Below are 23,506 nucleotides of genomic sequence, written 5' to 3'. Positions count from 1 at the left end.
TTTTCTCTAGGCGAATAACTGAATTAGTACCATTTTGGTACTAATTAAACTTTTTTGACACCGGAAAATCCCTCTAAAACCCCAGCTTTTGTCTGGGCTTTTTGGTAAATAAGTCAGTATAGTTGACCTAACGTGCATTTTGTGCTGGATTCTCATTTCGCCCGCAGGTATATAAGGGTCCACTCCCGCAACAAAACAGCCTTTTTGGGGGGCTCAATGACAGAAAAGATGCTTAAGTTTGTCCATCTTGAACAAAAATATCCTCAGAAGCGTGAAGCCGCTGAGCGCCGGACAGACTTCGATGAAATTTATGCCGGCTTCGAACCCGATGCTGCTGCCGACCAGGCTGCGCGTTGTTCGCAGTGTGGCGTGCCGTTCTGTCAGGCCCACTGCCCACTTTATAATAACATCCCTGACTGGTTGCGCCTGACAACCGAAGGCCGGATGGAAGAGGCCTATGCCATTTCATCGGCCACCAACAACCTGCCGGAAATTACCGGTCGCATCTGCCCGCAGGACCGCCTGTGTGAAGGCAATTGTGTGATTGAACAATCCACGCATGGTGCGGTGACCATTGGTTCGGTCGAAAAATACATTACCGATACCGCCTTTGAAAATGGCTGGGTCAAGGCCCCGGTGCCTGCATCGGAAAACGGCATGTCGGTTGGCATTATCGGTGGTGGCCCTGCTGGTATGGCTGCAGCCGAACAACTGCGCCTCAAGGGTTATGAAGTCCATATCTATGACCGTTATGACCGCATGGGCGGCCTGCTGGTTTATGGTATTCCGGGCTTCAAGCTGGAAAAACACATCGTCGAACGCCGCATCAAGCTTCTGGAAGAAGCTGGCATTGTCATGCACACCAACTTTGAAGTTGGCCGGGATGCCTCCCTTGAGGATCTGCGCCGCAAGCATGACAGCGTTTTGATCGCAACGGGCGTTTACAAGGCACGTGACCTTAAGGTGCCCGGCGTTGGCCTTAAAAACATCTATCCGGCGCTGGAATATCTGACCACGTCGAACCGTCAGGGTCTGGGCGATAGCGTCCCGGCTTATGAAGACGGCACGCTTAATGCCAAGGACAAACATGTAGTTGTCATTGGTGGTGGCGATACCGCAATGGATTGCGTGCGTACCGCCATTCGCCAGGGGGCAAAGTCGGTGAAGTGCCTTTATCGCCGTGACCGCGCCAATATGCCCGGTTCGCAGCGCGAAGTGGCCAATGCCGAGGAAGAAGGCGTTGAATTTGTCTGGCTGACCAACCCGGAAGCCTTTGTCGGCGATGACACCAAAATCACCGGTGTTCGTGCCGTGAAAATGCGCCTTGGCGCCCCGGATGCCGGTGGCCGTCAAAGCCCGGAAGTCATCGAAGGTTCCAGCTACACGATGGAAGCCGACATGGCGATCCTGGCACTTGGTTTTGAACCCGAAGACCTGCCGACCCTGTTTGAAGCCCCGGAACTGGGTGTTTCACGCTGGGGTACCGTGAAAATCGATTTCCGTTCGATGATGACCAATCTGGATGGCGTTTTTGCTGCAGGGGACATCGCACGGGGTGCGTCGCTGGTGGTTTGGGCGATCCGTGATGGTCGCGATGCTGCCGATCGCATTGACGAATATTTGCTGGCGCGGAAAGAAGCAGCCGCCTAAGCCCGCCGCCGCATTTTGGAGAGACAAAGCCATGAACGAAATTATCAAGGATCACGGTGCCGAAGAAATCGCCCGGTTCGAGCGTAACGCCGAACACCTTTCGGCAGCAGGCCTGTATGATGTCGAAGACGAACACAGCAGCTGTGGCGTCGGTCTGATCGGTGCTATCGATGGCAAACCGCGCCGCGAAGTTGTTGAAGCCGGTATCGAAGCACTTAAGGCGATCTGGCATCGCGGTGCTGTTGACGCCGACGGCAAAACCGGCGACGGCGCGGGTATCCACCTGCAGGTCCCGCAGGATTTTTTCAAAGCGCACCTGAAACTGATCAATCAGGAAGCCCCGGATTCCATGATTGCCGTGGGCCAGGTTTTCCTGCCGCGTATCGACATGGCTGCCCAGGAGCGCTGCCGCGCCATTGTTGAAACCGAAATCCTGAAAATGGGTTATTCGATCCTTGGCTGGCGCCAGGTGCCGGTCAATGTGTCGGTGATCGGTGAAAAGGCAAACGCGACCCGCCCGGAAATCGAACAGGTTCTGGTTGGTGGCCTTGCCACGGTTGATGAAGAACAGTTTGAAGTTGATCTTTATGTCATTCGTCGCCGCATCGAAAAGGCGGTGATGTCGGAATCGATCAAGGACTTCTATATCTGCTCGCTGTCCTGCCGTTCGATCATTTACAAAGGCATGTTCCTGGCCGAACAGGTCGATATCTTCTATCCCGACCTGCGTGACGAACGCTTCATTTCCAATTTCTGCGTTTATCACCAGCGCTATTCGACCAACACCTTCCCGAGCTGGCCGCTGGCACAGCCGTTCCGCGTGCTGGCCCATAACGGCGAAATCAACACGCTGCGCGGTAACGTCAACTGGATGAAAAGCCACGAAGCCCGCATGGGTCACGAGGCATTCTCCAGCACCATCGAAGATGTCAAACCCGTCATTCAGCCCGGTTCGTCGGACTCGGCTGCTCTGGATGCCGTGTTTGAACTGATGGTGCGTGCAGGTCGCGACCTGCCGATGGTTAAAACCATGATGGTGCCGGAAGCCTGGTCGAAAAAGGCAACCACGCCTGATAGCTATAAAAACCTGTATGCCTATTGCAACGCGGTTATGGAACCGTGGGATGGCCCGGCGGCACTTGCGGCCTATGGTGGTAAATGGCTTTTGGGCGGTACGGACCGTAACGGTCTGCGTCCGCTGCGTTATGCTGTTACCGGCAATGGCCTGCTGATTGCGGGTTCTGAAACCGGCATGGTCCATATCGACGAGGAAACCTGCGTTGAAAAAGGTCGCCTCGGGCCGGGCCAGATGATTGCGGTTAACCTTGAAGAAGGCAAGCTGTACCACGATACCGAGCTTAAGGATAAGCTTGCCCATCGTCGTGACTGGTCGAAATGGGTCGGCCGGACCAAGGTTCTTGACGATCTGGTTTCCCCGGAAAAATCCGAACCGGCCAGCTATGGCAAAGAACAGCTTTTGCGCATGCAAAAGGCGATGGGTCTTTCGCACGAAGATCTGGAACTGATCTTGCATCCGATGGCTGAAGACGCCAAGGAAGCCATTGGCTCCATGGGGGATGACACCCCGCTTGCGATCCTTTCGGACCGTTATCGTGGCCTGCATCACTTCTTCCGCCAGAACTTCTCGCAGGTGACCAACCCGCCGATCGACAGTTTGCGCGAAGCCCGCGTCATGAGCCTGAAAACGCGTCTGGGCAACCTTGGCAATATTCTTGAAGAAGATGAAAGCCAGTGTGACCTGCTGCAGCTCGATAGCCCGGTTCTGACCACCGGCGAATACGAAGCCATGCGCGATTATATGGGCGAAAGTGCTGTTGAAATTGACACCACTTTTGACATTCAGGCTGGCCCGTCGGCCCTGCGTGATGCGATTACCCGCATCCAGAAAGAAGCCGAAGAAGCCGTTCGCGGTGGTGCCCTGCACGTTATTCTGACTGACGAGCGTGTTGACGAAAACCATGCCGCCATTCCGATGGTGCTGGCAGTTGGTGGCGTTCACAGCTTCCTCGTCAAAAACTCGCTGCGGACCTATATTTCGCTTAACGTGCGTTCGGCCGAATGCATGGATGTGCATTACTTTGCCGTTCTGATCGGTGTTGGTGCGACCACGGTGAACGCCTATCTGGCCCAGGAAGGCCTGTTGGACCGTTACGCCCGTGGCCTGTTCCCGAACATCCACAGCACTGCCGAAGTCATGCAGCGTTTTAAAACCGCGATTGACCAGGGCCTGCTCAAGATCATGTCCAAAATGGGCATTTCGATCATCAGTTCCTATCGTGGTGGCTATAACTTTGAAAGCATCGGGCTTTCGCGTTCGCTGGTGGCTGAATTCTTCCCGGGTATGCCTTCGCGCATTTCGGGGATCGGCCTTCAGGGTATTCAGCGCCGCACGATCGCCCAGCACAAAGATGCCTTTGCTGGTAATGTTGTCAGCCTGCCGGTCGGTGGTCTGTATAAATACCGCCGCAGTGGTGAACGCCATGTCTGGACCGGTCCGCTGATCCATACATTGCAGTCTTCTGTCACCACCGGCAGCTACAATACTTTCCGCAAATTCAGCGAAGGTCTGCGTCAGCGCGAACCGCTGCATCTGCGTGACCTGCTGGACTTCCGTTCTGATCGCAAACCGGTCCGTCAGGAAGAAGTCGAAAGCATCACCGAAATCCGCAAGCGTTTCGTTACGCCCGGCATGTCGCATGGTGCCCTTTCGACCGAAGCCCACGAAGCCCTTGCCATTGCCATGAACCGGATCGGTGCGAAATCGAACTCCGGTGAAGGCGGGGAATCGCGTGAACGTTTCCGTCCGCGCTCCAACGGAGATAACGCCCGTTCCTCGATCAAACAGGTGGCATCGGGCCGCTTTGGCGTGACGGCTGAATATCTGAACAACTGCGAAGAAATTCAGATCAAGGTCGCCCAGGGGGCAAAACCGGGTGAAGGCGGGCAGTTGCCGGGCTTTAAGGTAACGGTTGAAATTGCACAGCTGCGTCATGCGACACCGGGTGTGACCCTGATTTCGCCGCCGCCGCACCACGATATTTATTCTATCGAAGACCTTGCCCAGCTGATTTACGACCTTAAGCAGATCAACCCGCGTTGTCGCGTGTGTGTGAAGCTGGTGTCGCGTTCGGGCGTTGGTACGATCGCCGCTGGTGTTGCCAAGGCAAAGGCCGACGTGATCCTGATTTCCGGTTATGATGGCGGTACGGGTGCAAGCCCGCAAACCTCGATCAAATATGCCGGTATTCCGTGGGAAATGGGCCTGTCGGAAGTCAACCAGGTTCTGACGCTCAATAACCTGCGTCACCGCGTGAAGCTGCGCGTCGATGGTGGTTTCAAAACCGGCCGTGACGTTGTGATTGGTGCCATGCTGGGTGCAGAAGAATTCGGTATCGGTACGGCATCGCTGATCGCGCTGGGTTGCATCATGGTGCGTCAGTGCCACTCCAACACCTGCCCGGTGGGCGTTTGTACCCAGGACCCTGCACTGCGCGCCAAATTCAACGGCACCGCAGACAAGCTGGTCAACCTGTTCACCTTCATGGCCGAAGAGGTCAAGGATGTGCTTGCAGAACTGGGGTATGACAACCTGCAGGATGTGATTGGCCGTTCCGACCTGCTTCAGCAGGTGCACCGCGGCGCGAAAGACCTTGTTGACCTTGACCTGAACCCGCTTCTGGCACAGGCTGATGCCGCAGGGCACCCGCGTTACTGCACCACCGAAGGCCGTAACGAAGTTCCCGACACCCTTGATGCGCAAATGATCAAGGATGCCCGTCCGTTGCTTGATGACGGCGAAAAAATGCAGCTGCAGTATAATATCCAGAATACGCAGCGTGCCATCGGCACCCGCATTTCCAGCCTGATCACGCAGAAATACGGCATGTTTGGCCTGAAACCCGGCCATCTGCATGTTCGTCTGCGCGGCTCGGCCGGTCAGTCACTTGGGGCGTTTTCGGTTCAGGGCCTTAAAATCGAAGTACATGGCGATGCCAACGACTATGTTGCCAAGGGCCTTTCGGGCGGAACCATCGTTCTGCGTCCGCGTCCGTCCAGCTCGCTTAAAACCAACGAAAACACCATCATCGGTAACACCGTCCTTTACGGGGCCACCGCAGGCAAGCTGTTTGCTGCTGGTCAGGCTGGCGAACGCTTCTGTGTTCGTAACTCCGGTGCAACCGTGGTTGTCGAAGGTTGCGGTTCCAACGGTTGTGAATACATGACAGGTGGTACGGCAGTCATTCTCGGCCAGGTTGGTGAAAACTTTGGTGCAGGCATGACCGGCGGTATGGCCTTCATCTATGACCGTGACGATCAGTTTGGCGATGTCGTCAATGATGGTTCGGTTCTCTATCAACGTATTGAAACCCAGCATTGGGACGATCTGTGCCGTGGCCTGATCGAGGAACATGTTGCTGAAACCGATAGCGGTTTTGCCCGCAACATCCTTGATAACTGGGATCGCGAGCGCGGTTACTTCTGGCAGGTCGTGCCGAAGGAAATCGTCGACAAGCTGGAACACCCTATTCGCTCCGAGAGCGAAGACCAGGCAACTGCGTGATTACCCTCACGCAGCTTGCGTAAGCTCCCTTGTCCAAACACCCGGACAAACCAACTTACCCCGCATCTCGGTGCGGGGTATCTTTTTTTGTGCTGTGTAAATCATTGCTATGGGCTGCTGGGGATGGGGCATGGGCTCGGCTGGCTGATCCAGCGATCAATGCTCGTAAACCACATTTCACGTCACACGGGGCTAGCCAGCCTTGTGTATGGAAACCGGTCTGATCTGTATGGGGATGTGCCTTTGATGCTATCTGGCAAGACGAGGCCGAAGGATCAAACGCGAAAGACGCGTTAAAGCAGCAGGTCCAGATAGGTGCCGCGCCGGGCGGAATGGTCGATCTGGTCGGATGCGATAAGGTTACGCAGGCGGGCAAGCTGGCTCAGGATATCAAGTTCGGTAGATGGGCGATCAACCACTGTGCGGCGAGCACCGGGCGTAGACAAACGTCCCGGACCGGATCGGGTCGGGGCTTCGGTAATATCGCCTGTGCTGGTGCGCGAACTGCCAAGCGGGGGTAACGCCATCATTCTTCCCTTGTTGCCATCATCCTATTCTAGGGGATTTTAATTGAAATCTGAACCATTCAGTTTGCCTGATGCTGTGTCGTCTGGTTCATGCCCCATGCCCATTAATTTGTGCATTTAGGGCTGGGGATCAAGCCTTGCGGGTATCCCGGCTGTTGATACGGACTGTCGGTGCGGTGCCTGGTATGGGCGGGATGGCTGCGCAAAAGAAAAGGGGCAGCGCGTACGCTGCCCCAGTAGAAGCCAACGGGGAGGGAGGCAATAAACCTTGATGCTCACGTCACGATATTAACGCGCGTTCCGCGGTGGCCGCTGGTTTCCAGCGGCTGATAATCTGTCACGATGGAGGCGATGCTTTCCATCAGACCTTCGGCCTTTTTCATCGATGCCCCAGCCGAGCTTAACGGCGCGCCATCTGCGCGTTGCGGCGTAATCCTGTCTGACAGGGCCTGCTGTGCCGAACTCAAGCCTGAACCGATTGAACCAACCATGGTCTGTGCTTCCTCGTCTGTTTTGCCGGGCGGGTCCGGATTGGCCCCTTATGTTACCGGCAAGTCCATCCTGTAACTTAGATATAGGACTTTCTTAACCATTTTGAAGTGACGGCTGTCACAAAGCAGCGTGAAAATAAACTAACCCGGCATTTCGCGGGTGGGGTGAGGTGAAAGTGCTGTGTTCACGTTTGGGACACTGCCATACACCGCTCAGGCGTCAGCAGCCCCATGCATGCCCCGGCAAACGCGGTGAATATCACCGCATTTGGGCCTTACCATTCAAGGGCTGGCTGGCAATAAAGGCCATATCGATTGGCGGGATTAATGGTCCTGCAGGTCGCGGTCGCGGCGGCGTTCGGTTTTCTGGACCATGGCCTCGTGGATGGCTTTTTGCAACTGGGCCGGGCGGAACGGCTTTTTAACGAAGATATATTCGCCCAGCATTTTTTCCATTTCCTGACGGGTCCGCGCCGGATAGCCCGACATGAAAACGATGCTTAGATGCGGGTATTGGCGCAATGCTTCAATGGCCAATTGCGGCCCGCTAAGGCCGCTCATGACAACGTCACTCAGGATAACGTCAATCTTTTCGCCGTCTTTTTGTTCGGCCAGAATTTTAAGGGCGGCATCGGCATTTTCCGCACAGATGGCGTTAAAGCCGGCATCCTGCAAAATGATTTGCGCTGTTGTTCGCAATGACGGTTCATCATCAACAATCAGTACGCGTTCGCCATTGCCGGGATGATAGCTGATGGTGTCAATCGGCTGGGCGGTGACGGTGCCCGGTTCACAGCGTGGCAGATAGATCGAGAAAGTCGTGCCTTCACCCTCGACCGTTTCAACATCAATGCAGCCATTGGATTCTTCGACCCAATTATGCACGATCGACAGGCCAAGGCCCGTGCCTTTGCCCGGTTCCTTGGTCGAATAAAATGGCTCGAAGATATGATCGAGGATTTCATCAGGAATGCCGGTGCCGGTATCCTGCACCGTGATCACCACATAATCGCCCGGTGTGCAATCGGGATAGGTTATTTCATCCAGCGGGTCGCGCTGGTCTTCCGGCGGAATGGTTTCGTATGAGCAGCTTATTTGAAGATCACCGCCATTGGGCATGGCATCGCGTGCATTGATGGCCAGGTTCAGGATACAGGCCGAAAGCTGGGTCGGGTCAACGCGGGTATAAAGCGGTGTTTCACAGGTCCAGATTTCAAGTTCGATCCGGTGTTCCAGCAAGGTGGTCAGAAGTTTTTCCATCTCGAGGACGGCATCATTGACCTGAACCACGGTTGGCTGTTCGACCTTGCGGCGCGAGAACATCAAAAGCTGGTCGGCAACACTGGTTGCCCGTTCGCCAAGCGAAATGATGTGGCTGATATATTCTTCAACCCGTGCCGGGTCATCAATGCGCGCACGCGCCACTTCGGCAAAGCTGAGAATGCCAGCCAAGCAGTTATTGAATTCATGGGCAACCCCGCCGGCCATCTGACCCACGGCTTCCAGCTTTTGCGAGGTGGCAAGCTGGCGTTGCAGGGCGTGCTGTTCTTCGGTGGCCTGGTGTTGTGCGGTAACGTCACTGCCTGTGCCGCGATAGCCCTTGAATACGCCATCAAGGTCAAATACCGGCACGCCGTTAATGCGGCCAAAATGAATTTCGCGGTCTTTACCCTGCCAGGAAAATTCAAAATTCTGAAAGGCAAGGTGGCTTTCAAGGCGGCTCATCAGCACGCCCCAGCTTTCATGGTCGCGCGCAGTCAGGCCCAGCGTGTCAAACCGCTGTCCTTGCGGGGAACCATGCAGTTCCTCGATCAACTGATAGAATTTATAGGACGCAAAGGTAATGCGCAGGTCCGGGCCCATTTCCCAGTACCAGTCCGCCGATGACAGGGTAAAGTCGCGGAAGCGTTCTTCGCTGTCGCGCAGGGCATCCTGGGCGATCTGGTGCTGGCTGGTGCGCCGTTCCAGGCTTTCGGCCATCGCATTAAGGCCGCGTTCGAGCGAGCCGATTTCGTCGCGGCTGGCCGGGCGCAGGCGGGCACCGATTTTTCCAAACTGAATATCGCTGACAAATTGCGCCATGCTGGTCATGCGGCGCAAAACCGTTTGCTGCATCAGCAAAAAGATCAGGCCCGATGTCAGGATCAGGCACATCACCGACCCGATCAGCAGCACCGATTGCATGCGCTGCTGGCTTTCTTCAAGGCCGACGGTCGATACCTTGAAATACACAAACATGAAGGGCTGTGTCGCATTCAGGCTGAAAAGCGGCGTGATGCTGACCATTTGCCGCCCCGACGCATCATGAACGGTAAAAAGCTGCGGCTCGACAATATCCGAGCCAAACCAGCGCGACGGGAAATTTTCAAGATCGGAGATATTGTTGCCGATAAGGGCCGAGTCCATGGAATGATAGATGGTGCCATCAAAACCGACCGCCATTGCATCAATGACATGCGGGCCCAGCAGCCGACGGAGCTGCACCTTGTCACTGATAATGGAAATCTTAAGCTGTTCTTCCTGGATCAGCCGCCCAGGAGCACTAATTTGTTCTGCCGTGCGACGATCAATTTCCGCCCCGAAATACTGGATGTAATATCCACCAAACAGACCAAGAAAAATGGTTTCAACGATCACAATCGCAAAACCAATTTTGAACGCCAGACTGCCAAACAGCCGGTCGAACAGTTTTTTCAAGCTACCCTCTACGCCCTGATCCGGTCGTCCCCCGGCCTTTTTCTATCACTTATCCTCAATGTAATACTGCGACGGGTTGGTTGGTGCCGGTGTGGCAAAACTCCAGGCTGCAGGTATTACCTTGGGTACGTTTTTAAAGTTGTTCGCAACTATGCCCTTGCGATTTGGCGGTAAAGCCACCCCCATAACATAAAACTGATCCGCGCTTATGTCGAGTATCGCCCGCATCAGGTCTTTCTGTTGTTCTGCATCTGCGGTTGATTTCAGCTTGTCATACAGCGACAGCTGTTTTTGCACGACCCGCGGCGGTACAACGGCCTTGGCATTGTCATGGTCAAGATACCATGCTGCCCATGCCGGTGCGAACCAGGAATCCTTTGAAATCGGCAGATAATTGATGGGAATCAGCATGGCATCAAGCCCGCCATCACCACCCCATGCCGTGGCATCAAAGCTGTTATCGCTGCGCTGTTCGTAAAACTGGTCACGCGGTACATCGCGCGCATTCACATCAATCCCCAGTTTCCGCCAATAGGCGGTTACGGCCTGCAGCATTTCAAAGCGTGACGAACCCACGGTGTCGATATTGAACGTCACCCGATGACCATCGGCGGTTAGCAGGAAACCCTGGCCATCGCGGTTCACAAGGCCAGCCTTGGCAAAGTAATCCAGCGCCAGGTCCGGGTCATAGGTGATGAACTGGCGCGCCAGAACCGAATGGAAAAGCGGGCTTTCGGGTCGGGGGGCTGCCTGGTGGGGCAGGGCCTCGGGCATGAACTGGTCAATAATGGCGTCGCGGTCAAAGGCATGCGACAGCCCGACGCGAAAATTCTTGTCCTGGAACAGGGTGCGCAGCACGCGGTTCGGATTGTTCAAATTCAGCGACATGGTCATCTTGTTCATGTCGCTTTCAATCAGGGTAAAGGACGACATGTCCTTGCGCCGTGCGAGAATTTCATCGGTGCTGTTGCTGATATGGCGTTCCTGCATGTCGATCTGCCCATCCATCGCCAGTTTGATGGCTTCGGGCTTGCTGCCGACAAGTTTGAACGAAACCGTGTCAATATAGGGCAACTGGCGGCCTGTCGGGTCGATCTTCCAGTAATACGGGTTGCGCGTGGCAATCAGCGGGTCCTGCTTGCCATAAACCCCGGTCATGACCCAGGCATTCAGGGTCGGTACTTCGGGGTGAAGCCAGCGCGACGGATCATCGATGCTGCCGGGGTGGCCAAAAACATCGACAAAACGTTCTTCCCAACTGCCATAGCCAAGACGGGCCGCTTCGGCCTCGGCCTTGGGGTTATATTTGGGCAGGTATTCTTTCAGATAGTGTGCCGGATAGGATACCGGCTCTACACCTTCAGGCTGTGCAAGGAAGGTTGAAAACAGGCCGTAGGGTGCTGCAAAATGGAACTTTACCGTATAATCATCGACCTTTTCCACCTGCACCGGCTGCCCGCCACAGGTCAGCCAGTCGGGAATGATCTGGGTTAGCGCCGGGTTTTGAAGAATGTCTTCATACCAGAAAACAATGTCATCGGCGCTAAAGGGGTGCCCGTCCGACCAGCGCATGCCAGGGCGCAACCGAAAGGTGAAATCAGTTGCGTTATCGTTGGTCTGAAAGGACAGCGCGACATTGGGGATGATCCCGGTCCATTGCGGAGTCCAGCGCAAAAGCGGTTCGTAACCTATGGTTCTGATCAGAAGGGCATAGTCGCGCTCTGCAAGCTGCGCCATATGCCAGGTGCCACCATAATTTCCCAGATTATCGACAGGCGATACAATCATCGGGGTACGTGGCAGGCGGTCTTCAACAGGGGGAAGATGGTTGTTCTTTACCTGGTCGGCAAAGAGTGGGGCCTGTCCAAACTCGACGGCATGGCTGCTTTTCGCGCCAAACGCGAATGCAAGGACCACTGCCATGATTAAAGTGCGGGTTTGGAATTTGATCCGAGGCACGAATGGCTCCACTGATTTTATGCTTTTGTATTATAACAAGCTATAGGTATCGTATCCGCTATCCATAGGTGGTGAGTAAAGAAAAAATGTATCAAGGTAAAGTTTTGATGGCATTTAATGGATTGTGTTCGCGAAAAAGTTACCGGAATGGTTTTATGAAAAACTGTTCTTTATGGGGTAGTTAGCAGGTGCCTTGCGGCCAGTGCCATTTCAGGATGAATTATGATGATTGATTACAATAGTCTGATAAATAAGCAATTTTGCGCCTTTGATCAAAATTATATTTCGCAACAGAAAAAATTTGCCAGCCAGCTTTCACCTTTGGAAGAAAAGCTTTCGCGCCTGCAGGCGCAGGGTAACAGCATGGCCGCGTCCGACCAAAGGATGATTGAGTGCAAATGGTTGCTTCAATACACGGCAGACTGGTCAACGCTGCAAAAGGCGATTTCCGACCTTGCCGAGTCGCTTAAAAATACCGATCAGGATTGGGCCGAAGAACAATCCCCCGTCGATGGATCATGGGGGCCCTGTTATAGCCAGTGGTTCCTGAAGGTCGATGCCATGATCGATGCGGTCAATGAAATGGCCGACGAGGATGAGGCACCCGAATACCCCTTTGATTTCATGGCGCCGATTGCCACCATCGAAGGGATGCAGAACTGGCTGAATGACCAGCGCACATCAAAAATCTATGCCGATGGCCTGGACCGTCGCGATGCGCTGGGCGCGGTTAGTGCCGCCCTGTCGGAAATGTGTTTCAAAAGCGAGATCCGCGATTATTTCCGCCAGTATGTGAAGGGCTTTGATCTGACCGATGATTACATCGCAGCCTACAAAGCCTGGCTGGATGACTGGCAGGATTCCCAAAGCGGCTATTGGGGGGCGTGGTTTGACCAGGCCGATGGCCCCCTTGTCAAAAGCACCGACCTTAGCCTGACTTTCCACAATATTTCCTATCAGCATGGCAAGGTCGCCTATTGGCCGCAGATTTTTGCAACCACCCTGGCCCTGCGTGACGGCGCATATCCTTATGGCTGGAAGCATAATGGCGACTTTAACAACCATAATAATTACGACGTTGCCAAAATTTTCGCCCAAGGCTGGTCCAGTGTTGATGACGCGGCCCATCAGCAGGCCAGTACCGATATTGGCGAACTTCTCGACTGGTGTCTGAATGTTTCCATGACAGCCGATGGCGGCTTTATTGACGATACCAGTTTTTATAACTCGGTCGGGGCAGCCTATTATTATGGCGTCTCGTTCCTCGACGAAATCGGCTATTTCGACCCGTCAAAATGCTTCTGGACCGACGAAACCTTCCCCGAAGGCCAGTCGCTATGCTGCAAAATCCAGAAAAACATGAAGGCACATCACCTTGATGATGACGAGGCCGAGGCCGCAATGGAAAAGCTGGTTGCAGCCTGCGGTGATTGCACCAAAAGCAAAAAGCGCCGCATGCTGCACTAAGCCCTGGCGAGTAAGCTGACACTTTGCCAACGCATTGCCGGGTCAAAATGCCCGTCAGTGCGTTGGTAATTCCGCCGTCCATCGGAATTATGCGAGGGGAATATCCCAGTGCCAAGCGGGCCGATACCGGGAGCTGTGCGACAATTCACTTGTTTAAGGCCATTATCGGCGCAACAATTGCCCATGCACCCAGATGATGACGATAAGCCGGTAATGCCACTGGCTGCCAAACCTGCACCGCCCCTGCCGCGTGACCTGCCGGGGCGCACGCCCCGTTTAACGCCGGTGGCAGGGCAGGTGCAGCCAGTTGTGCCGTCTGCTGCCCTGGTCGAAGGCGCTGCCCCGGTGACCCTGTCGCTGGAAGGTATCGAAGGGCGGATTGAACAAAATCTGGTCAAGCGCGCCAGCGCCCTTGTCGATAGCGACCCGGACCGGGTGGTGGCGGTGCTGCGGCGCTGGCTTGCTGAATAATCATTACACCTGCCTGCATTTACACCAGCTTTTAAGGATAATGTGAACAGGCGCATGGTGTGTTTGCATTGTCAAAATGCTGATCATCCCCCATCTGTGTTTCTTCGGCCGGTTGGTAAATATCGGCATTTTCAAACAGCCAGATCCGGCAGGTTTAAGTAAAGCCAAGGCAGCAAAAAGCATTATAGGTCGGGGGGATATCGGCGGTGAGCGCCAGATTTCAGGCAATGCAGATTGGTAAAGGATTTGGGGGATTTCTGGTGCGTCGCGGCCTTCGGGTAACGGCCCTTGCAGGTTTTGTTCTGCTGGTGATACTTGGTGTGGTGGCCTTTGGCGGGCAGGGCGCATATGCGGCATCCTGCCCGACGGTAACGCCCCCAAAAATCACCTTCGATTTTGAACCCAAATCCCCACAGCTTGATCGTAACCGTTCGGTTCGTTGGCTTAACAGCAAAACCACCCATAGTGCCGACTGGTTTGTAACCGGGCTGACCAGTTATGCCATGCAGGCCAAATTTGAAATGCGCATTGAACCGGTGGCTTTGGGCAATGGGACTTATTGCCTGTTACCGGCCCTGATCCATCCAACGGTAAGTGTGACCGAACATCTGGTTTATATTGCCAGCGAATTGCCCAAAGGCAGTTGCGAGTATGATGTGGTCTATGCCCATGAAGGCCAGCATGTTGCCATCAACCAGCATATGGAGCTTGATATTCGCAATGCATTGCCTGCTTATCTAGCACAGGTGACAGATGATTTTGCCCGTATGCAGCCCTTGCCCGCGCAAATGGCGTCGGCGCGTATTCGCAATCTGCTGTCAAAATACGGGCGGGAATTTAAGGCATTGCTGGCAAAAATCGATGCCACCCGCCAGCGCGACCACGCCAGGATCGATACCGCGCAGGAATATGAACGCCTGTCCCATGCCTGTGGTCCCAAATCAGCCTTCCAGACAACCCTGCCTGCGGCCATGCGCCGTTAAAAGCCCTTGGCAAAGGGACGAAAGGCAGCGCCAATGACGCTGCCTTCTATTCTTGCCCAATCAGAGGAAGGAAGGGTTCGGGCGGCTTAGGCCGCGCAATCTTCGATCCCGGCAAGATTGCGCATGCTGTCGATATTCATCGAAAATTCGCGCCGGGAATGGGTGGTCAGCAGGCCCTGACGGCGGAAATCGGCGATAACGCGGCTGGCGGTTTCGGTGGTAATGCCCAGCATCGCCCCAATATCTTCGCGGCCCGGCAAATGGCAGGCAGCAAGGCCTTCGTCATCTTCGGCCAGAAACAGGCACAGGCGCGCCACACGTTCACGCGCAGACCCGGTGCACATTTGCGTCAGCCAGTAATCGGCATCCATCACGGTCTGGTGCCAGCGGGTTAAAACCTGTTTGTGCAGGCGCGGGCTTTCACGGTCCAGCTTTTCAACAACCGAAACCGGGATGCGGCACAAGACACTGTCCTGCAGGGCTTCGGCGTTATGGGCGAATTGGCCCGCAACCAGTGCTTCCAGGCCAAGGGTCCCACCCGGTCGTACCAGGCGCACCACGCGCTGCGAACCATCAATCAGGTAATGTGTCATCTTGATCAAGCCGGACCGCAGGGTAAACAGGCAATCGGCCCGGTCATCGGCGTGATAAAGTACATCGCCCTGCGCAACCCGGACTTCATCAACCGGCTGGTGAACCAGTTTGAAATCCTCGTCGGTCAGGTCGGTAAACAGGGCAAGCTGGCGCACACCGCAGCTTTTGCAACGCAGCATGTCGGGTTTGGGTTTGGTAAAGCCGGTCTGGGACACGAATACCCCCTCTCGCAGATGCGGGTCAGCCCCTGATCCCGCAACTTCATATGGCGTGAATTTAAATCACTACAATCTGCTGTACTATTTAGCATTCGTGAAATCAAATTCAATTGCCTGTTTTTCTAAAAACTGTTTCAGAAAAGCCAGGGAATAGCGGTAAATGCGGGCTTAACCCGCTGCGCTATCAAGCGTAACCAAGCCCTTTTCAATGGCATAACGCACAAGACCTGCCGAACTGTCGATGCCAAGTTTGCGTTTGATATTGCGGCGGTGGGTTTCAACCGTACGAACGCTGATATCAAGTTCGCGCGCGACATGCTTGTTACTGGCACCACGCGCGAGCAAACGCAGAACCGTCCGTTCACGGGTGGTCAGCGGCATGCCATCATCGCTGGCATCTTCGGTGGCGTCGATCTTGTCAAAGGTCGGGCTATAGGCCTCGCCGCCACTGGCAATGGCTTCAAGTGCGCGGACCATATCGTTTGATGAAACATCTTTCAGGATAAAGCCGCGTACACCGGCCTGTTTGGCGGTGCGCAGATATTCCGGGTTTTCATGCATGCTTAGCATGATCACCTTGATATCGGGCAGGGTATCGCGAAAGCGCTCTGCTGCCTCAAGGCCATTCATGACCGGCATGGAAATATCCATCAGCACGATATCAGGATGAAGGTTGCCCGCAAGATCAAGCGCTTCCTGTCCGTTGCTGGCCTCGCCGACTATCGAGATATGGGCATAACATTCCAGACGGGAACGGATGCCATCCATTACAAGGGCGTGATCATCACATAGCAGAATGCGGATCGGGCGATCCGGGGAAAAAGCAATAGCGTCACTTGTCATCGTCGTCGTCTCGGTCCCTGTCGGTATGGTCGGTGCGCTTTCTGGGGGAAAGTTACCGGGGAAGGTTCAATTAGGCATAAAAAAGCCGATGGCGCAGCCCCAAAATGCCAAAAAAGCCCGCATTATGCCTTTAATGCCGGGGGTAATGGGGGTGTTCCGGGGGTAACGGGCACATAAGCAGTGATTGTTGTGCCATCATCCAGCTCGGATGTGACACTTAACCCGCCGCCGTGAAATTCCATACGTTCGCGCATATTGCGCAGGCCAATGCCCGCGCGCGGGTCGCGATTGCGGATATAGCTTTTGGTTTCAAAACCGGTGCCATTATCGGCCACCGTCATCACAACGCTGCCGCCATCCCGGCGAATGCGCACATTAACGTGGGTGGCATCGGCATGGCGTTCAATATTGGTCAGGCTTTCCTGCAGCACACGGTAAAGCGTTGTTTTCTTTGCCGGGTTCAGAGCATTTTCAATCGGATCACATTTCACCGTAATCTGCATGCCCGAACGGTCCTGTAATTCGCTGCACATGCTTTCTATGGCGGGTTTCAAGCCCAGATCATCAAGAACGGCAGGGCGCAAATCGCGCGAAATGCGCCGTACTTCCTGAATGGCGTCTTGTAATCGCTTGGCAGCTTTTTCAATCGGTATGGCGGCGTCCGACATATTCTGGCGCATACGATCACTTGCCAGTTCAATGGAATATTTCACCGAAACCAGTATCTGGCTGATGCCGTCATGCAATTCACGCGAAACACGCAGGCGTTCTTCTTCCTGCACATCCACCACGCGGTGTGCCAGTTCTTTTAGTTTGGCATCGGCCAGCTTGCGTTCCGACAGGGTAACAACGGTGCCCGAAATCCCCACCAGCAACACAGCCAGCACCGTAATGCCGATAATCGAAATGGTGGTTTCGCGGATATGGGCGGCAACTTCAGTTTCAATTTCCGTGACCTGCTGGGAAATATCGTCAATGTAAATCCCGGTGCCAATCATCCAGCCCCATTTATCAAGCATCAGCGAATAGCCGATCTTTTCGGCCGGTTCCCCGGTGGAGGGTTTGTCCCAGATAAAGCGTAGAAAATCGCCGCCATTTTCGGCGTTTTTGATCAGGGCCTGAATAACCGAATTGCCATTCAGGTCGCGCAAATTCCAGTATGTTTTGCCCACGCGCCAGGGCTCGGGCGGGTCTACAAGGGCGGTGCCATCGCGGTCATAAATAAAGAAATAGCCATCCTTGCCATAGGACAGGTCATTGATAATCGCTTTGACCCGTTCCTTTGAAACCGCATCCAGCGGGCTTGCCACCGAATAGATATGGTTGATCGATGCCATCGCGAGCTGAAGATAGCTTTTCAGCTCTTCTTTGCGGGCTTCGACAATATTGCGTTCAAAGGTGCGTGTTTCCGCCTTGGCCAGCCGTTCCGCCTGGGCAAAAACCAGCCCCGAAATCGCACTTGCCGCCAGCAGAAGCGGCAGGATCGACAATAACAGAAATTTCAGGCGCAAATTCAGTTTGGGCATGGTCGGGCGGTTTTCAACTAAAGAATAATGGAATGGCTCCCCAAAAGCGGCGAGACAATAACACATAACAAGGGAATGTCTGCGTTTGAGAATGAAAAAACGTAATGGAATGGTCGGTTTTTTGCGGTTTTCGCAACAAAGTTGTTTTCACATCGTGGAAAGCTTGTGGCGCCGAAATTCCAAAATTGGTATTACCAGTTGAAATTACTGTTTTGACAGAGGCCGGGCATTGGGCATATATCAAAAGCGTCGCCTGCCCACCAGGCGCCAGGAACTTCGGATATGCAATTCGCGTTTAACGTTCATTCATATCTGCATTCGCCACTCAGGATACGGTGTTGCCGGGTTTCCGCACCGCAACACAGTACAGGACCGTATCGTGGCGTTTCTCTTGGCTTTCGGCAGGGGCGTTCAGGGCCGCTTTTGCCAATCATATCTGGTAGGAGTCCGGTCGTAAATGTCACGTCCAGCACCCAAGAAAATCCGTAAGCTTCTGGTTGCCAATCGCGGTGAAATTGCGATTCGCGTTTTGCGTGCCGCCAACGAACTTGGCATTCGCACAGTCGCGATTTTTTCTGATGAAGACCGTTTTGCCCTGCATCGGTTCAAAGCCGATGAATCCTATGGGGTTGGCAAGGGTAACAAACCTATTCGTGCCTATCTTGATATCGAAGATATTTTGCGTGTTGCCCGCGATGCCGGGGTAGATGCCATTCATCCGGGTTATGGCTTCCTGTCTGAAAATCCCGATTTTGCCGATGCCTGTGCCGATGCCGGCATCACCTTTATCGGCCCGGATTCCGAGGTCATGCGCACATTGGGCAACAAGGTTGCTGCGCGTAACCTGGCCGAAAAGGCCGGTGTGCCTGTAATGCCTGCATCCGCTGCCTTGCCCGATGACATGGACGAAGTCACCAAAATCGCCCAGCAGGTTGGTTATCCGATCATGCTTAAGGCAAGCTGGGGCGGTGGTGGCCGCGGGATGCGCGTTATCGAAAATGGCAAAGACCTGGCAAAGCAGGTTCTGGCCGCCAAACGCGAAGCCGAAGCCGCCTTTGGCAATGGCGAGATTTACTTTGAAAAACTGATCCGCCGTGCCCGCCATGTGGAAGTCCAGATGCTGGGCGATACCCACGGAACATTGGTGCATCTGTTTGAGCGTGACTGCTCGGTGCAGCGCCGCAACCAGAAAGTGGTCGAACGCGCCCCGGCGCCTTACCTTGACGAAGACCAGCGCGCCGAGCTGTGTGATGCCGCGATGCGTTTGGGCAAGGCGGCAAATTACGTTAATGCCGGCACCGTCGAATTCCTGATGGATGTTGATACATCCAAATTCTATTTTATCGAGGTCAATCCCCGCATTCAGGTCGAACACACCGTTACCGAATGCGTCACCGGCCTTGATCTGGTGAAGGCGCAAATCCTGATCGCGCAGGGTGGGCGAATTGGTTTCCCGTCCGAAACGGGTATTCCATGGCAGGAAAAAATCAAGCTGCGCGACCATGCCCTGCAATGCCGTATTACGACTGAAGACCCGGAAAACAGCTTTGTCCCTGATTACGGGCGCATCAAGGTCTATCGCGGGGCGAACGGTTTTGGCATTCGTCTGGATGGTGGCACGGCGTATTCCGGCGCAGTCATTACGCCGTTTTATGATTCAATGCTGGAAAAAGTCACCGCCTGGGGCAGCACGCCGCGTGAAGCAGTGGACCGTATGGACCGTGCGCTGCGCGAATTTCGTATTCGTGGTGTCACGACCAACTTGGCCTTTCTTGAAAACCTGATCAACCACCCCAAATTCCGCGCTGGCGAATACACCACCCGCTTTATTGACGAAACGCCAGAGCTGTTTAAATTTGCCCGCCGTCGTGACCGTGCAACACGCCTGTTGCGCTTCATTGGCGAAGTCAGCGTTAATGGCAATCCCGAGGTTGAAGGCCGTGCCGAACCGGCCAATTTCAATCCGCCGGTGATGCCAAAATCCATCGACCTCAAGGAAATCCGCCCGGGCACCAAACAGAAGCTTGATCAATTGGGGCCGGAAGGTTTTGCGCGCTGGATGAAAGACCAGAAGCGCGTCCTGATGACGGACACCACCATGCGTGATGCCCATCAGTCCCTGATCGCAACGCGCATGCGCACCTTTGATATGTTGCAGATCGCGCCGTATTACGCGCATGGCCTGTCCGACCTGTTTTCGATTGAATGCTGGGGCGGGGCCACCTTTGACGTCGCCATGCGGTTTTTGAAAGAAGACCCGTGGGACCGTTTGGTAAAGCTGCGCGAAGCGGTGCCAAATATCCTGACGCAAATGCTGCTGCGCGCGTCTAACGCGGTGGGTTACACCAACTATCCCGATAACGCGGTGGATTATTTCGTCAAACAGGCCGCCGAACATGGCATGGACCTGTTCCGCGTGTTTGATTCCCTGAACTGGGTTGAAAACATGAAGGTGGCGATGGATTCCGTCCTGCGCACCGGCAAGCTGTGCGAAGGGGCCATTTGCTATACCGGTGATATCTATGACAAGGACCGGTCCAAATATAACCTGGACTATTATGTTGATATGGCCCGCCAGCTTGAGGCATCGGGCGCGCATATTCTGGGCCTGAAGGATATGGCCGGTCTGTTGCGTCCGGCGGCGGCAACCACACTGTTTAAGGCGCTAAAGGATACGGTCAATATTCCGATCCATTTCCACACCCATGATACCAGCGGCATTTCGGCATCTACCGTGATGGCCGCGATCGATGCCGGTGTTGATGCGGTCGATGGCGCGCTTGATTCCATGTCTGGGCTGACGTCACAGCCCAATCTTGGTTCCATTGCCCAGGCCTATCGCGGCCTGGACCGCGATCCGGGGCTTAATTATGAAGCCCTGCGCGAAGTTTCGACCTATTGGGAACAGGTGCGCCGTTATTATACCGGCTTTGAAAGCGACATTCGCAGCGGTACGTCGGACGTTTATGTTCATGAAATGCCGGGCGGCCAATATACCAACCTGCGCCATCAGGCCCGTGCTGTCGGGCTTGAGGAACGCTGGCCCGAAGTTTCCAAGGCCTATGCCAAGGTCAACCGCATGTTTGGCGATATCGTCAAGGTTACACCAAGTTCCAAGGTGGTGGGTGATATGGCCCTGATGATGGTTACATCCGGCCTTAGCGAACAGGACGTGCTGGACCCGAAAAAGGACATCGCCTTCCCCGATAGCGTGATTTCATTCTTCCGGGGTGAAATCGGCCAGCCGGTGGGGGGCTTCCCGCCCGCTTTGCAACGCAAGGTGCTTAAAGGTGGCGAAGCCCTGACGGATCGTCCGGGCAAGCATATGAAACCGATCGATTTCGCCGCTACCAAGGCCGAGATCGAAAAGAAAACCCATCGCAATATCAGCGATGCCGAGGTCGCATCCTATGTGATGTATCCCAAGGTGTTCCTGGAATATGCCGAACATCGCAGCCACAATGCCGATGTGTCGATTTTGCCAACCCCGGTTTTCTTCTATGGCATGAGCCAGGGCGAAGAAATTTCGGTTGATATCGAAAAGGGCAAAACCCTTGTTATCCGTTATCTGGCAACGTCGGAATTTGGCGATGATGAAGGCCAGCGCACAGTATTTTTCGAACTGAACGGCCAGCCGCGTACCGTAAAGGTTGCTGATAACAAACTGGCGGTTTCGGGTAAATCACGGCCCAAGGCCGAAGATGGCAACGGCCTGCATGTCGCAGCCCCGATGCCGGGTCTTGTGGTCGAGGTTTCGGTCACCGAAGGCCAGAAGGTCAAGGCGGGTGATGTGATTTGTGCGCTTGAAGCAATGAAAATGGAAACGGCCGTGCATGCCGAAAAAGACGGGACCGTGGCGAAAATCCACGCCCCGGCGGGCACGCAGGTCGACAGCAAGGATCTGCTGGTTGAACTGACGGAGTAACCATATGCTGAAAATGCCTGAGCCGGACCAGTCCGTTCTTGCCCGGCGCAAGGAAATCATCGCAGCGATGCGGGCCATAGTGCCCGCATCCGGTGCGGTCATTGCCGAGGAAGATGCGCTCAGGCCTTATGAATGCGATGGGCTTATGGCCTATCGCCAGTTGCCGATGATTGTGGTGCTGCCCGACAATACCAGGCAGGTCGCGGCAATTTTGAAATATTGCCATGAAAACAAAATTCGCGTGGTACCACGCGGGGCGGGCACCGGTCTTTCGGGCGGTGCCCTGCCCATGGCCGATGCCATCACCATCAGCATGATGAAATTCAACCGCGTGCTCGATATCGACTGGGATAATCGGGCCTGTGTCGTTCAGCCCGGTGTGACAAATCTGGGCATTACACGCGCAGTCGAACATCGTGGTTTTTATTATGCCCCGGACCCGTCAAGCCAGATCGCCTGTTCCATTGGCGGCAATATCGCCGAAAATTCTGGCGGGGTGCATTGCCTTAAATACGGGCTTACCACCAATAATGTGCTGGGCATTGAAATGGTCACCATCGAAGGGGACATTTTGCGCCTGGGCGGCAAGGGCCTTGATACACCGGGATATGACCTGATGGGCATTATCACCGGGTCCGAAGGGCTTTTGGGGATTGTTACCGAAATTACCGTGCGCATTTTGCGCAAACCCGAAACCGCGCGCGCCATGCTGCTGGGCTTTCCCGATAATCAATCCGGCGGGGATTGTGTGGCAAAAATCATTGCCAGCGGCATTATCCCCGGTGGGCTTGAAATGATGGACGCGCCCGCCATCCGCGCGACCGAGGATTTTGTCCATGCGGGCTATCCGCTGGATGTGGAATCGCTATTGCTGGTCGAACTTGATGGCCCGGTAATCGAGGTTGACCATTTGATCGACCGGGTTGGCAATATCGCGCAAAAATGCGGTGCTGTTTATTCGCGCATTTCCGAAAGCGAAGAAGAACGCGCCCTGTTCTGGTCGGGCCGGAAAAACGCCTTTCCCGCCATTGGCCGCATTTCGCCAGACTATATATGCATGGACGGCACCATTCCGCGTGGCCGTCTTTCAGATGTGCTGACGGGAATGCAGGTGTTTTCACAACGGCATGGCTTGCGGGTCGCCAATGTTTTTCATGCCGGTGATGGCAATTTGCACCCATTGATCATGTTTGACGCTAACCAGCCCGGCGAGTTGGAACGGGCAGAGGCCTTTGGTGCCGATATTTTGAAATTGTGTGTCGAGGTTGGTGGCTGCCTGTCGGGTGAACATGGCATTGGCATTGAAAAACGCGACCTGATGCCGGAAATGTTTACCGAAGATGATTTAAAGCATCAGGAACGCCTGAAACTGGCCTTTGACGAAGACCAGTTGCTGAACCCCGGCAAGGTTTTTCCCGTTCTTCATGGCTGTGGAGAGCTTAAAACCCTGCATGCGCGGGCTATTGCGGCCAAATTTCCCGATATTCCCCGCTTTTAACCGGCAAAAAGCCGGAACAACGCATAATAAACGCTAAAAACGCCGTGCCAGGTTCCCGCAAAACCGGCATCGCGT

Annotated in this window: 14 protein-coding genes; 7 read left to right on the top strand and 7 right to left on the bottom strand. The window is 54.6% G+C overall.

Translation table 11 applies throughout. The features are described 5' to 3' along the window. The first annotated feature begins 216 nt into the window (after positions 1-216). Positions 217-1,650, top strand: coding sequence for an NAD(P)-dependent oxidoreductase (locus CSC3H3_RS17060; protein WP_101285606.1), 1,434 nt, complete (start codon positions 217-219; stop codon positions 1,648-1,650). Between the two features lie 31 nt (positions 1,651-1,681). Further along, on the top strand, positions 1,682-6,232 hold the full coding sequence (gene gltB, locus CSC3H3_RS17055; RefSeq protein WP_101266580.1) for a glutamate synthase large subunit: 4,551 nt from the start codon (positions 1,682-1,684) through the stop codon (positions 6,230-6,232). 293 nt (positions 6,233-6,525) lie between these two features. Here the strand turns inward: gltB and CSC3H3_RS17050 are convergent, their stop codons facing one another. From CSC3H3_RS17050 to CSC3H3_RS17035, 4 genes are all read right to left on the bottom strand, one after another. Continuing rightward, on the bottom strand, positions 6,526-6,762 hold the full coding sequence (locus tag CSC3H3_RS17050; protein ID WP_245881162.1) for a hypothetical protein: 237 nt from the start codon (positions 6,760-6,762) through the stop codon (positions 6,526-6,528). Positions 6,763-7,034: 272 nt separating this feature from the next. After that, positions 7,035-7,250: a hypothetical protein gene (locus tag CSC3H3_RS17045; RefSeq protein ID WP_101266576.1), complete on the bottom strand. Its 216-nt coding sequence runs from the start codon at positions 7,248-7,250 to the stop codon at positions 7,035-7,037. 324 nt (positions 7,251-7,574) lie between these two features. After that, a complete protein-coding gene (locus tag CSC3H3_RS17040) occupies positions 7,575-9,947 on the bottom strand; it encodes an ATP-binding protein (RefSeq protein WP_101285604.1) in 2,373 nt (790 codons plus the stop codon). A gap of 45 nt (positions 9,948-9,992) precedes the next feature. After that, a complete protein-coding gene (locus CSC3H3_RS17035; protein ID WP_101285603.1) occupies positions 9,993-11,870 on the bottom strand; it encodes an ABC transporter substrate-binding protein in 1,878 nt (625 codons plus the stop codon). Positions 11,871-12,128: 258 nt separating this feature from the next. On the opposite strand from CSC3H3_RS17035, the gene CSC3H3_RS17030 reads away from it, so the two are divergent. The 3 genes from CSC3H3_RS17030 to CSC3H3_RS17020 all read left to right on the top strand — a co-directional run bounded on the left by CSC3H3_RS17030 (position 12,129) and on the right by CSC3H3_RS17020 (position 14,827). Next, positions 12,129-13,373, top strand: a complete 1,245-nt coding sequence (locus CSC3H3_RS17030) for a hypothetical protein (RefSeq protein ID WP_245881161.1) — start codon at positions 12,129-12,131, stop codon at positions 13,371-13,373. A 177-nt stretch (positions 13,374-13,550) separates the two neighbouring features. Next, complete coding sequence (locus tag CSC3H3_RS17025; RefSeq protein WP_157831942.1) at positions 13,551-13,844, top strand: hypothetical protein; 294 nt, start codon at positions 13,551-13,553, stop codon at positions 13,842-13,844. A 206-nt stretch (positions 13,845-14,050) separates the two neighbouring features. After that, entirely contained in the window at positions 14,051-14,827 is a 777-nt protein-coding gene (locus CSC3H3_RS17020) for a hypothetical protein (RefSeq protein WP_245881160.1), read from the top strand. An 86-nt stretch (positions 14,828-14,913) separates the two neighbouring features. Here the strand turns inward: CSC3H3_RS17020 and CSC3H3_RS17015 are convergent, their stop codons facing one another. The 3 genes from CSC3H3_RS17015 to CSC3H3_RS17005 all read right to left on the bottom strand — a co-directional run bounded on the left by CSC3H3_RS17015 (position 14,914) and on the right by CSC3H3_RS17005 (position 18,008). After that, positions 14,914-15,636, bottom strand: coding sequence for a Crp/Fnr family transcriptional regulator (locus tag CSC3H3_RS17015; protein WP_245881159.1), 723 nt, complete (start codon positions 15,634-15,636; stop codon positions 14,914-14,916). 171 nt (positions 15,637-15,807) lie between these two features. Next, entirely contained in the window at positions 15,808-16,482 is a 675-nt protein-coding gene (locus CSC3H3_RS17010; RefSeq protein WP_101266568.1) for a response regulator, read from the bottom strand. A gap of 122 nt (positions 16,483-16,604) precedes the next feature. After that, positions 16,605-18,008 carry a cache domain-containing protein gene (locus CSC3H3_RS17005; protein ID WP_101266566.1) on the bottom strand — a complete coding sequence of 468 codons (1,404 nt, stop codon included), beginning with the start codon at positions 18,006-18,008 and terminating at the stop codon, positions 16,605-16,607. Positions 18,009-18,465: 457 nt separating this feature from the next. Between CSC3H3_RS17005 and CSC3H3_RS17000 the strand changes: the two genes are divergently transcribed. Then, a complete protein-coding gene (locus CSC3H3_RS17000) occupies positions 18,466-21,933 on the top strand; it encodes a pyruvate carboxylase (protein ID WP_101285600.1) in 3,468 nt (1,155 codons plus the stop codon). Between the two features lie 13 nt (positions 21,934-21,946). Then, a complete protein-coding gene (locus CSC3H3_RS16995) occupies positions 21,947-23,431 on the top strand; it encodes an FAD-linked oxidase C-terminal domain-containing protein (protein WP_101286288.1) in 1,485 nt (494 codons plus the stop codon). Positions 23,432-23,506 lie beyond the last annotated feature (75 nt).

Source organism: Thalassospira marina (assembly GCF_002844375.1).
Classification (GTDB): domain Bacteria; phylum Pseudomonadota; class Alphaproteobacteria; order Rhodospirillales; family Thalassospiraceae; genus Thalassospira; species Thalassospira marina.
This window is presented reverse-complemented; position numbering and strand designations above follow the sequence as displayed.